The organism is Dokdonia sp. R86516 (assembly GCF_044596715.1).
Lineage (GTDB): Bacteria > Bacteroidota > Bacteroidia > Flavobacteriales > Flavobacteriaceae > Dokdonia.
Window position 1 is genome coordinate 846,155 of record NZ_CP138998.1, and the last position, 12,328, is coordinate 858,482.

Sequence of the window (12,328 nt, forward strand, 5' to 3'; positions counted from 1 at the left end):
GTTAAAATATGTTAATATTCTAGCAATCAGTGAAGTAAGTGTGGTAAATTTTGACTATACTCAACAGTTTTTCGTGCAATACTAAGCATATAATTGTGCTCAACAGAAAATGAGTTGCTATCGTATTTCAGCAAAAAGAGCGTAAAGTTTAAAATCGTGAAATTTTAAAGAAAAAAGAAGAATAACGAATTTAAGAGCTTTTCCAATCAGATAATTCAACAGAGGGCTTGGTGGTCATTAATTTTATAATCAGCCATAAAACAAGCTCTAAAAAAAGCAAGAATTAGAAGGGTATAATTTATTGCTATACATAAACGACCAGCAATAGAATAAGGTTATAGATCCTATTTTCGCGAAAGCGAGATAAAATTATCCTTTAATCAAGTTCCAAATGTCATTTCCAAAAATCACAACCATTAATCCCATCACAATGACAAAACCAATAATCTGACCTCTTTCTAATGTTTTTTCTGAAGGAGCTTTTCCAGAAATCATCTCATATAATAAAAACATCACATGTCCTCCATCAAGTGCTGGAATAGGAAGAATGTTTACAAAGCCAAGCCAAACAGAAAACATGGCAGTGAATCCCCAGAATTTATACCAATCCCATTGTGGTGCCATCATCTCTACAATACCTATAGGACCCTTTACTTTTTTATAACCCTGTACTTTTCTATTAAAGATTAATTTAAACTGCCGCACTTGTTTTGTGAGTACATCCCAAGTTTTTGTAAGACCAGCAGGAATTGCCGCACCTATACTATACTCATCTTTTACTAACAACTCCTCAACATTTGCACCTACCCCAAAGGAACGACCTTGATCTACAGGAAATGTTTTCTCTATACGTTGTCCGTCTCTATCGAGCGTCATAACAACATCACCTCCTTTTGCTTGATCAAAAAGAGATTGGAATTCTGTCCATTCATTAACAGGACTTCCATTAATAGCAACAATTTTATCTCCTACAAGAACGTCATTATTGTAAGCTATTGAGTCTTTGGCTACAAGACCTATTGTATTACTAAAACGCGGTCTTATGAAACGCTCCTCAGCATCAAGTACAGATTTTTTTGCTTCGTCTGGGATAGCAAATGTAAGTTCATTACCGCCACGAAGTACTGTTACATTATCTCCTAATAATATATCAATCTGAACATCGTCAAAACGAGTTACCGTTTTATCATCTATTTTTATTACTTGGTCACCATTACGCAATCCTATCTCTTCTCCTACTTCTCCTACGGCAATACCATACTTAAGACGGTCTGCAGGCACATACTCGTCTCCATAATAAACAAGCATTGCACTATAAATAAACCATGCAAGAAGCACATTTACCGTCACACCTCCTATCATCACAATAAGACGTTGCCATGCCGGTTTTGATCTAAACTCCCAAGGTTCTGGATCTTTTGCCATTTGCTCCTTGTCCATACTCTCATCAATCATCCCGGCAATCTTCACATAACCTCCAAGTGGAAGCCATCCTATTCCATAAACGGTGTCACCTATCTTTTTCTTGAACAACGCAAACTTCACATCAAAGAAAAGAAAGAATTTTTCTACTTTAATTCCAAAGTAACGAGCTGGTGCAAAGTGACCAAATTCATGTAAAATTACAAGGATAGAAATAGCAAGTGTAAACTGGGCAATCTGTATAAAAGTCTCCATAGAAGGATATAAGTCAAATTTTAAACGCACAAAAATAGGCTTTTAGATGCGCATACTAAAGTTATATGAGCGTAGGATAGCATTTTTCAAGCCATACTTTATATAACTGCCACTTGGATTGTAACTTTGTAAAAAAATGCACTATGGCACATCATCTATCTCGCTATAAAACACTGTTTATTACCCTTGGTATTCTTTCTGTCATTATTATGACCTTAATATATAGCCAACTCAAAGTAACTCCTACTTTACCGGTCTACCAACCAGATATGGTAGATAAAGAACTTGTAGACAGCACCATGCAGTATGTTAAGAAGTATCATACCATTGCAGATTTTTCACTCACTAATCAGAATGGAAAGACCATCACCCAGAAGGATTATGAAAACCATATCTACGTAGCAGATTTTTTCTTTACCACCTGCCAGACTATTTGCCCTATTATGACAGAGCACATGGTTCAAATACAAAAGAAGTTAGAAGGCGACACACTTGTAAAACTACTTTCTCACTCAGTAATCCCTACTTATGATACACCAGATGTTCTGAAGGCGTATGCCCTAAAAAAAGGAGTAGATGACTCACGATGGAACCTAGTAACTGGTTCTCAAGAAGAAATTTTCACGCTTGCGCGAAAAAGTTATTTGGCAGTAAATGATATCCCAGGAACAGAAGATGACCTTGACATGGTTCACACTGAGAACTTTATGTTAATAGATAAAAAACGTCAAATACGTGGATATTATGACGGTACTGATCCAGAAGCAATAGACCAATTACTTGAAGATATAGAAATTTTAAAAGCATCATATGGACCAAGGAAAGCTTGGTACCAAAAGATTTTTTAGAATGAATTGTGTACGCTTTCGCGAAAGCGTAAAATGCATTACTTTTGTTATCTAAATTCAATCTAAATAAACATTGAAGAAAACAGTCGCACATTTACTTAAAGGAGAACGAGCTATTATCACAGACGTGATGACAGACGAGGTGCCTCTTAAATTACTTGAGATGGGCTGCCTTCCAGGTAACGAAGTGCGATTGATACAACTCGCACCATTTTCTGACCCACTATACATAGACGTAAATGGAAGTCACCTAGCGATACGCCGAGAAACGGCACTTCATATAATCATAGAAACGCCATCCTAAATTATGGCCAAACAGATTAACGTTGCCCTCATAGGAAACCCAAACACGGGAAAGACTTCTGTCTTTAACCACCTCACTGGTCTTAACCAACAAGTAGGGAATTACCCTGGGATTACTGTAGAAAAAAAAGAAGGCATCTGTAAACTAGATCGTGGTGTAAAAGCACACATATTAGATCTTCCGGGTACGTATAGCCTTAACGCTTCATCTCTTGATGAAAATGTGGTGATAGAGTTACTTCTTAATAAGAATGACAAAGACTACCCAGATGTCGCGGTAGTAATATCTGATGTAGAAAATCTTAAACGCAACCTACTACTCTTTACACAAATTAAAGATCTTGGCATCCCTACTATTCTTGCCATTAACATGGCAGACCGTATGGAGCGCAAGGCAATCTCTCTTGACATTCCCAAGATGGAAGACCGCCTTAAAACGAGAATTGCACTTATAAGCAGCCGTAAAAACACGGGAATAGACAAACTTAAGGAGCTCATTACAGAATATAGATCCATAAATACAGAACCTTGTATTAATGCTTCTATAATTGCTCCAGAATATTTTGACAGATTACGTAAAGCATTCCCAAAGCAAGATTTATACAAATTATGGCTTGTAATCACCCAAGACGTAAACTTTGGAAAACTGGAGCGCAACGAGATGAAAACCATCTCCTCTTTCAAAACTGAGTCAGAGAGTAATCTTAAAAGACTACAGCAAAAAGAAACCATTGTTCGCTACAAATACATCAATGAAGTTTTGAGAGAAACTCAAACAATAGATGTGGCAAATGCAAAAGATTTAAGAGCTCGCTTAGATCGCTTACTTACGCATAAGGTATGGGGCTATGTGATTTTCTTTGCGATATTACTACTCATTTTTCAAGTAATTTATGACTGGTCACAGTATCCTATGGATGCTATAGACACCGCATTTGCTAGTATGAGTGAGTGGGTACAAACCACCCTTCCAGAAGGTAAACTTACAGACCTTCTAGCAGAAGGTATTATTGCTGGACTAGGAGGTATTGTTATATTCATACCTCAGATTGCCTTTTTATTCCTCTTTATCTCTGTACTAGAAGAGAGTGGTTATATGAGTCGCGTGGTTTTCTTAATGGATAGAGTGATGCGCCGTTTTGGACTGAGTGGTAAATCTGTAGTTCCTCTTATTTCTGGAACTGCATGTGCCATCCCTGCGGTTATGGCAACACGTAACATTGAGAGCTGGAAAGAACGATTAATTACCATATTAGTCACTCCATTTACTACCTGTTCGGCGAGATTGCCTGTGTATTTGATCATTATTTCGCTAGTGATTCCTGATGAGAAGTTTCTGTTTTTTAATCTACAGGCGCTTACCTTGATGCTCATGTATCTGATAGGCTTCGGAGCTGCGATAGGTTCTGCATGGATTCTCAATAAAATTCTTAAGATAAAAAGCAAGTCTTTCTTTGTAGTAGAAATGCCTAACTATAAAATGCCGCTGCTTAAAAACGTAGGAATCAATGTACTTGAAAAAACAAAATCCTTTGTAGTAGACGCTGGTAAGATTATCCTTGCTATTAGCATTGTATTATGGGTACTAGCTTCCTTTGGGCCTAATGAAAAGTTTAATCAGGCAGACGATATTGTGACCACACAACTAGAAGCAGATGGAGGCATAAACGCATTTCCAGATGCTGAGGCTTATCAAGCAGAAATAAACAAGCTAGTTGCGAGCCAGAAACTGGAACATAGTTATATAGGGTATATGGGTAAAGCGATAGAACCTATTGTTGAGCCTCTTGGTTATGATTGGAAAATAGGGATTGCTCTTATTACTTCCTTTGCTGCAAGAGAGGTTTTTGTGGGGACACTAGCAACCATCTATAGCGTAGGTGATGCCGAGGAGGAAACCATTAGAAACCGCATGGCTGGAGAGATAAACCCAGTGCTAGGTACACCAAGATTTAATTTTGCAAGCGGAATATCATTGTTGTTATTTTATGCTTTTGCTATGCAGTGTATGAGTACCCTTGCCATTGTAAAAAGAGAAACAAACAGCTGGAAGTGGCCTGCTATACAACTCGTAGCAATGACCGCTATTGCATATATAGCTGCGCTAACAGCATTCCAGATTTTAAAATAATTTGTAAGCTAGACACTTATTTAACTACTAATAACGCATGGAGCTAATACAAAATGCTATCGTCATTCTTATTTTTCTACTAGCACTAGGCTATCTCATTACAAAATTTGTGTGGACACCAGCTTTCTTAAAGAAGAAAAATGATAGCGGCTGTGGTACTGGTAGCTGTGGGTGTTAATTGCTAACTTCTACTTGCAAGTAATAATCACTTGCTTTAATTTTTGATAGTGAGGATGGATAAGGGGCTAATCCTTTAATTAATACTTTTAGGTCATCTTGTAAATAAATAGGCGCTACTGGCCCACCACCTAAGGTAATTTCTTTAGTTATTTTTTTACCGCTTTCACTTATTATTTCCACAGCAACCTTGGCATTTCCTGCCCAAATACAATCTACTCCTTTTGGACACCTACTATCTTCTAACACCTTTACTAGCCTTACAGTAGCTCCCTCAATGTATGTAGATTCTCCTTGAAAAGCTTTTGCATAGATCCTAGGAACTTCTACGGTTGTGGAGTCTTGCGCTTTCGCGAAAGCGGAAAAAAGAAATAGAATCGCAACGAGGTAATAGGTTTTCATAATGTTAGGTTTTATACAAGTCGAGCTAGATAGATAGTTATACACACTCACTATTTACATCTAAATACTCCAAAAGCAATGCCATGTTGCAAATTACCCTCTAAATAAGAAAAAATCATCCTTCATATGCTCGATATGCTCATCCTTATTTGTGATGATATATTCTAGCGCAAGATCTGTAAACTCTTTACCCTTTGGTGTGAGGGCAACAATCTCCTTATTAATTTTGATAAGATTATTTTTTTCAGCGAGTTCAAGTACCGTTTCAGATCTCACTTTTTGCCAATTTATATGCTCATTGAGATGCTTTACGTGTCTCTCACTTTCTTCCTCATGATTATTAAGATGTAGTAAAAACGTAAGTAACGACACTTCTGTGCGCTGCTGTCGCTGTCTATACATCACTGCAATAAGCCCTTTACTAGGTGCAAAAAGATAAACGGTAAGGAATACGAGACCAAGGACGGTAGTCATAGACCCGGCGATAGATGCATCTAGAACATGAGCCACCCAATATCCACCAATTGCCGAAAACACTCCAAATATCACCGAAAGCACTAACATCTTTTTTAAGTCTGATGTAAGTAAATAAGCCGTTGCTGCGGGCGCAATCATAAGCGCAACAACAAGTACTGCTCCTACCGCTTCAAAAGCACCAACAACCGTTACTGATGAAATAGTCATTAATCCATAATGTAAAACCACTGGCGAAAAACCAAGCGCTGCAGACAGCCCAGCATCAAAGGTACTCACCTTAAGTTCTTTAAAAAACGCAAAGAGCATACCTACAGTGATACTTAAAATTGCTCCCATCACCCACAGTGATTTAGGCCCTACATCTGTTCCTCCTATAATAAGCCTATCAAAAGGCGCAAATGCTAGTTCGCCTAGCAATACCGCATCCACATCAAGGTGTACATCGTTTGCATTTTTAGCAATAAGAATAACGCCTATACTAAAGAGCGCTGGAAAAACGAGTCCTATTGCAGTGTCTTCTTTTACCAATCCAGTTTTCTGGATAGACTCTACCATAACAACAGTAATAACACCAGTCACAGCTGCTAGTAATATTAATAGTGGCGAGTTGAGATCTTCAGTAATAAAAAAGCCAATTACAATACCTGGTAATATAGAGTGACTAATGGCGTCACTTATAAGCGCCATTTTACGTAGTACTAAAAAGACTCCTGGGATGGCACAAGCAATGGCTACTACTGCGGCAATCAATTGTATTTCTATTTGTGCATCCATTAGTTATTGCTATATAAGTTTGCGGCTGCATCGTATCCCTTTTCAGTAAGTGACCAGTTTTGCCCTTTAACTTTTACCCATTCCTTTTCTTCTAGCTCCTTCAATGTAGATTTTGCATATCCTTGAAAATTGTTTAGGATTAATATTGCGTGAGGGTGGGAGATGTCTTCATGTGTTTTTGCAATATCAAACATAAACTGCAATGTCTTTTGTAATTCCAAATCTCTTCTGTTTTGATATTTACGTAGTTGTTTAAAAAGAATACCACGTCCAGGAGAAAAGATGAATGAAAAAAGCACAAATACACTAGCTACAAGCACAATCACTGGTCCTGTAGACAAGTTGTTTTGGCTAGCACTAATTGCCGTTCCAAAGACTCCTGAGAACGCACCAAATATAGCCGCGAGTACAATCATCACACTCAGCTTATTTGTCCACTGCCTTGCCGCTGCTGCAGGTGCGAGTAGCATCGCACTCATTAATACAACTCCTACTGTTTGTAGTCCTAGCACAATGGCAAGCACGATAAAAAAGGTAATGAGTATATCAATAAAACGAGTGTTAAACCCTAAAGTTTTGGTGTAGTCTGCATCAAAAAGTAAGATTTTAAACTCCTTCCAGAATAGTAACATTATAAATAAACAGATTCCTGTAACTACTGCCATCAATGTTACATCCTTCTCGACTAGCGTTGCGGCTTGACCAAAAAGATATTTATCAAGCCCCGCTTGATTTGCATTTGGTTGTTTCTGTATAAACGTAAGCAATAACATTCCAAAACCAAAAAATAACGATAATATAAGCCCTAGTGCTGTATCACTTTTAAGATGAGTTTTGGTAACCATCCCACGTATCCAGAAAGTTCCTATAAGTCCGCTTACTAAAGCTCCTAGCAGCAATACATTTGTATCCTTTGTACCTGTGATTAAAAAAGCAATAGCAATACCAGGCAGCGCAGCATGAGAAATCGCGTCACCAAGCAAACTTTGCTTTCTAAGCACTGCAAAGCTACCAAGCATACCACAAATAGCACCAAGTATAGCAGTACCCAGCGTGATGGTCCTGAGGGTATAGTCAGAGAAGAGTTGAGAGAAATATTCTGAGAGTTCCATGGGTTATTAGTTTGTAGGACTTAGGATGCACCGCTGGTGCTTGTAGGACGCTTCGCTTGTAGTGAAAAAAATCTAATCTAATTTTAAACTTTTCTTTAAGCCCATTATCATTTTTGCAATTTCTTGTAATTGTTTTCTAGTATTATCATTCTGTTCTTGAGAAATATACTTTTTTCTAGTTGCAACGGTAGAGCACGTAACACATTCCTTAAGAGAATCCCAGGCCATATTTAAATATCTATTGAATTGTTTATTTGTATCACCGTGACCCTCACTAATATTTAATGCTATAGAAAGAGCCGCCCTACCATATTGACTCGATAGTCGATATCTCTCTTTTTGTGGAAATGTATCAATCAATGCATCAGCTGCATCAATAAAGTCTAGTGCTTTCTGATAAACAGTTAACTTTTCAAAATTGAATACTACTTTTTCCATCTTAGTAATTTTTATATTTAAATCAATTCCATGTCCCAACATTAATTATTTTGCAAAAGCAACGCAAACAACTCATACTACAAGCATCGCGTCCTAACAGTTCCGCAGGAACGTCCTACCGTCTACAAGCTATTGATTTACCGCCACCTTGTAATTAATACCATAAGTCTTGGTAAGATTGCCATCATTAAAGATGTCTTTTACGGGTCCTGTTGCGATTTTCTTTACATTTAAAAAAGTCACCCAGTCAAAATATTCTGGTACCGTTTGTAAATCGTGATGCACTACCACTACCGTTTTTCCTGCTTTACGTAATTCTTTAAGAATATTAATAATAGCAATCTCCGTGGTTGCATCTACTCCTTGAAAAGGCTCATCCATAAAATAGATGGCTGCATCTTGCACTAGTGCTCTCGCAAGGAAAACACGCTGCTGTTGCCCTCCTGATAGTTGGCTTATTTGTCTACCTTTAAAAGGAAGCATCCCAACTTTCTCTAGTGCCTCTAGTGCTGCTCTTTTTTCCTTACTTCCAGGACGTTTTATCCAGCCTAACTTTCCGTAGGTTCCCATAGTTACCACGTCAAGTGCCGTGGTGGGAAAATCCCAATCTACACTTCCCTTTTGAGGAACATATGCTACGAGTTTTCGCTGCTTATCATAGGGTTTTCCATAGATAGAAACGCTCCCAGCAATAGGATCTATAATACCGAGTATAGATTTTATAAGCGTAGACTTACCTGCACCATTAGGCCCCACAATAGCCATGAGCACTCCTTCTGGCACTTCCAGATCTATATCCCAAAGTACCGGCTTGTAGTTATATGCAACCGTAAGATCATCAACACGAATGGCTATTTTTGAATGTGACATATTGTTATTTTAAAGCTTCTACAATAGTAGTCACGTTATATTTGAACATGCCTATGTATGTTCCCTCTACGCTTCCCGCATTACCTAACGCATCACTATATAATGAACCGCCTATCACTACTTCTTGTCCTCTAGACTGTACCGCTGCTTGCAATGCCTCTATCGTTCTTCTAGGTACGGAGCTCTCTACAAAAATGGCTTTTACTTTATTGTCAATTATAAATTGAGAAAGACGCTGTACATCCTTAACTCCTGCTTCGGTAGCGGTAGATAGTCCTTGCAATCCTACTACTTCAAAACCATAACTCTTCCCAAAATAGTTAAAGGCATCGTGAGCCGTAACAAGAATCCTTTTTTCAGCTGGGAGTGTAGCTATTGTAGCTTTGATTTCAGCTTCGAGCTCATCTAATTGTGCAAGATAATTTTGGGCATTTGCTTCGTAGCTTTTTGCATTCTGAGGATCTTTTCGCGAAAGCGTACTTACCACCTCTGTTGCAAATTGCTTAAAATACTGAATATTAAACCACACATGCGGATCATAGTTAGATGCAAAATAATCTGAACCTATGAGGGTATTTTTATCCAGCGACTCTCCTAAAGGAATTTGCGTCACTTGAGTGGCATTCATCTTTTCAAAGACTTCTACCAGCTTACCCTCTAGATGTAGTCCATTATAGAAAATCACATCTGCTCCAGCGAGTTTTGTAACGTCACCAGCACTTGCTTTATACAAGTGAGGGTCTACACCGGCGCCCATCAACCCTTCAAGGTTAATGAGATCACCTCCTATATTTTTTACAAGATCTGTAATCATTGAGGTGGTAGCAACTACATTTAATTTGCCATTACTTTCGTTCTCCCCCTTGCAACTTATAACGCTTAAAGCGAAAATGATAATTACTATATATAGACTCTGTTTCATTATTTCTTATTTTTTATCTATTCTAAAACTAACTCCCGCACTGATCAATAAATCTTGTCCATCTGTAATACTCTGACCGATTGTTGCATCGAGTTGCACTAATGGAGCAATAGCATATGTAAGACCAGCATCCCAAAAATGGTTTGCGCTATTATCTTCTGGAAAATCCCCATAGACTTCAGCATAAGCGCCTAACTTATCTGTTATCGCATAGCCATATGCAAACGTATAAATGTATGCTAGCTCTGGAGAGTCACCTCCATACTGCCCCCCTAAATTGTAGGCAATACCTGATCGTTCACCAAGTGTATGATTAAACGCAAAGCGAAAATCTGCACTAGTAAATTCTGGCTTAAAGTCTGTACTTGCGGTAAATGGAAGAAATAAATGACCTATTAAACCTATTTCTGGTTTCCATCCATCTTCTTTTGCAATCGCCACTTTTGCACCAAAAAGTAACGGAGACATCCCGTTAAGGCTACTTACTTCTTGATCATTAATTATTGTCTCCACCTCTTGATATGCCCATCCCACTCTAAGCTCGAGATTATCTAGTATCCCATAACGCAGCAGCGTAGTATTGTAACCCCATACGCGTTCTTCTACATTGTTCTGCTCATACGTGGTTGTGTAAGCTCCCGTCTCTACCTGCAGGCTTCCTTTATAAACGACCGTAGGAGCCTCTGTTGCGTCGGGGCGATCGGTCACAAGACCTACTTGAGCTTCAGTTTCTTGTGCAACTAGTTGATTGCCTAGCGAAAAAAGTAATACTGTTGTAAGCGTAAAAATTTGTTTCAAGGTTATTGATTTTGGTAATTATTAAATCTGGATATATAGGTTATCTGCTATCTTTTTAGAGATAAAAAACTGTTCTTTTTTTACCTGTATCACCATCGAGCCGTCAAAAAACTCTCGCCCTAATACTTTTATGGTTGCCCCTATTGCAATGTTCCTTTTATCTAAAAATTGAAGAAACTCTGCCGATGTTTCTCGTACTCCCACGAGCTGCCCAGTGTTACCCTTATTTAATTCTGACAGCAACTTTTTTATAGCACTCTTTATATTTCCGTTTTTATCTGGAATAGGATCTCCATGCGGATCGTAGTCTGGATAGTCAAGAAATTTGTCTAAGCGATTAATAAGCTCCGTAGAGTTTACATGTTCTAATTGCTCTGCAATATGGTGTACCTCGTCCCACTGGAAATTGAGTTTTTCCACCAGAAAAACTTCCCAAAGCCTGTGTTTACGCACAATATAAATCGCTGCTTTTTCACCCTCTTTTGATAAGCGGGCACCTCTATATTTTCGGTAAGAAACCAAGCCTTTGTCTGCGAGTTTTTGCACCATATCTGTTGCACTAGACGCCTTAGTTTGCATCGTTTCTGCAAGTGCGTTTGTGCTTACCTCCTTGTTGAATTCTTGTTCAAGGTGGAAGATTGTTTTAAGATAATTTTCTTCTGCGAGTGTGTACATATATTAATCAAAGGTAATAAACAGAAGTAGAGTAGTAAAAAAATATATTTAGTCTCATCTAAAATTAAACACTAAATTAATGTCCCTTAAACGTTTGTGTTAATTAATATATTAAATAATTGTACTGAACATCACTTTCCTATATTTATCAAAATTTTATAAGATGCAAAGAGTAAAAGTCACCGCTCCCCTACAATCTTGGGATATTTTTTCAGAATACTTAGTCGCCAGGGCTACTAAAGCTGCAAGAGAACTTGATTATTCTAAGGTGGCAGATTTCATCTCAAAGTACAATTGGGATTTTGACACTTCACTACTAGCAACAGAAGATTTTACCACGATTGTAGTAACAGATCGTGACCAAGTTATCCAATGGGTAAATGGTGGTTTTACGGAAATGACTGGCTACCCAAGAAATCATGCTGTAGGTAAACACCCTCGTTTTTTACAAGGCCCAGAAACCTCAAAAGAAACCAAGAAAGTTATAAGTAACACACTACGTCTTGAAAAACCTGTAGTCAAGCAACTACTTAATTATAAAAAAGATGGCACGCCATATCTCTGTGATATAAAAATCATACCTCTTTTTAATAAGGATCGAGAACTCACACACTTTATGGCTCTTGAAAAGAAAGCACGTGTAGCTTAACATTTACTTATCTCCCTCTTTGCACTAGTAGATAATAAGAGGATATCTAAGACATTTATTTAAACTTGACCCACA

General features: G+C 38.0%; 14 protein-coding genes. 5 read left to right on the forward strand and 9 right to left on the reverse strand.

Annotated elements, in window-relative coordinates; all coding sequences use genetic code 11:
* Positions 1 to 369: 369 nt before the first annotated feature.
* Positions 370 to 1,677 (reverse strand): RIP metalloprotease RseP, encoded by a 1,308-nt coding sequence (gene rseP, locus SJY23_RS03825; protein WP_396598094.1) that lies wholly within the window; start codon positions 1,675 to 1,677, stop codon positions 370 to 372.
* A gap of 143 nt (positions 1,678 to 1,820) precedes the next feature.
* Between rseP and SJY23_RS03830 the strand changes: the two genes are divergently transcribed.
* The 4 genes from SJY23_RS03830 to SJY23_RS03845 all read left to right on the forward strand — a co-directional run bounded on the left by SJY23_RS03830 (position 1,821) and on the right by SJY23_RS03845 (position 5,137).
* A complete protein-coding gene (locus SJY23_RS03830; protein ID WP_396597513.1) occupies positions 1,821 to 2,525 on the forward strand; it encodes an SCO family protein in 705 nt (234 codons plus the stop codon).
* Positions 2,526 to 2,598: 73 nt separating this feature from the next.
* Positions 2,599 to 2,829 (forward strand): FeoA family protein, encoded by a 231-nt coding sequence (locus SJY23_RS03835; RefSeq protein WP_035335447.1) that lies wholly within the window; start codon positions 2,599 to 2,601, stop codon positions 2,827 to 2,829.
* Positions 2,830 to 2,832: 3 nt separating this feature from the next.
* Positions 2,833 to 4,959 (forward strand): ferrous iron transport protein B, encoded by a 2,127-nt coding sequence (gene feoB, locus SJY23_RS03840; protein WP_396597514.1) that lies wholly within the window; start codon positions 2,833 to 2,835, stop codon positions 4,957 to 4,959.
* A gap of 37 nt (positions 4,960 to 4,996) precedes the next feature.
* Positions 4,997 to 5,137 carry a FeoB-associated Cys-rich membrane protein gene (locus SJY23_RS03845; RefSeq protein ID WP_396597515.1) on the forward strand — a complete coding sequence of 47 codons (141 nt, stop codon included), beginning with the start codon at positions 4,997 to 4,999 and terminating at the stop codon, positions 5,135 to 5,137.
* On the opposite strand, the gene SJY23_RS03850 is transcribed toward SJY23_RS03845, so the two are convergent.
* The 8 genes from SJY23_RS03850 to SJY23_RS03885 all read right to left on the reverse strand — a co-directional run bounded on the left by SJY23_RS03850 (position 5,134) and on the right by SJY23_RS03885 (position 11,604).
* Positions 5,134 to 5,538 carry a hypothetical protein gene (locus SJY23_RS03850; protein WP_396597516.1) on the reverse strand — a complete coding sequence of 135 codons (405 nt, stop codon included), beginning with the start codon at positions 5,536 to 5,538 and terminating at the stop codon, positions 5,134 to 5,136. The two genes, SJY23_RS03845 and SJY23_RS03850, sit on opposite strands and share 4 nt — an antisense overlap.
* A 93-nt stretch (positions 5,539 to 5,631) precedes the next feature.
* Entirely contained in the window at positions 5,632 to 6,789 is a 1,158-nt protein-coding gene (locus tag SJY23_RS03855) for a metal ABC transporter permease (protein WP_396597517.1), read from the reverse strand.
* Positions 6,789 to 7,901 (reverse strand): metal ABC transporter permease, encoded by a 1,113-nt coding sequence (locus SJY23_RS03860; protein ID WP_396597518.1) that lies wholly within the window; start codon positions 7,899 to 7,901, stop codon positions 6,789 to 6,791. The genes SJY23_RS03855 and SJY23_RS03860 overlap by 1 nt, the downstream gene beginning before the upstream one ends.
* Positions 7,902 to 7,973: 72 nt before the next feature.
* Positions 7,974 to 8,339 carry a four helix bundle protein gene (locus tag SJY23_RS03865; protein ID WP_396597519.1) on the reverse strand — a complete coding sequence of 122 codons (366 nt, stop codon included), beginning with the start codon at positions 8,337 to 8,339 and terminating at the stop codon, positions 7,974 to 7,976.
* 129 nt (positions 8,340 to 8,468) lie between these two features.
* Entirely contained in the window at positions 8,469 to 9,209 is a 741-nt protein-coding gene (locus tag SJY23_RS03870; RefSeq protein WP_396597520.1) for a metal ABC transporter ATP-binding protein, read from the reverse strand.
* 4 nt (positions 9,210 to 9,213) lie between these two features.
* Positions 9,214 to 10,131, reverse strand: coding sequence for a metal ABC transporter solute-binding protein, Zn/Mn family (locus SJY23_RS03875; RefSeq protein ID WP_396597521.1), 918 nt, complete (start codon positions 10,129 to 10,131; stop codon positions 9,214 to 9,216).
* A gap of 6 nt (positions 10,132 to 10,137) precedes the next feature.
* On the reverse strand, positions 10,138 to 10,929 hold the full coding sequence (locus SJY23_RS03880) for a transporter (protein WP_396597522.1): 792 nt from the start codon (positions 10,927 to 10,929) through the stop codon (positions 10,138 to 10,140).
* Positions 10,930 to 10,950: 21 nt separating this feature from the next.
* Complete coding sequence (locus tag SJY23_RS03885) at positions 10,951 to 11,604, reverse strand: metal-dependent transcriptional regulator (protein WP_013750882.1); 654 nt, start codon at positions 11,602 to 11,604, stop codon at positions 10,951 to 10,953.
* 163 nt (positions 11,605 to 11,767) lie between these two features.
* Between SJY23_RS03885 and SJY23_RS03890 the strand changes: the two genes are divergently transcribed.
* Positions 11,768 to 12,253 (forward strand): PAS domain-containing protein, encoded by a 486-nt coding sequence (locus SJY23_RS03890; RefSeq protein ID WP_396597523.1) that lies wholly within the window; start codon positions 11,768 to 11,770, stop codon positions 12,251 to 12,253.
* The last annotated feature ends 75 nt before the right edge of the window (positions 12,254 to 12,328 follow it).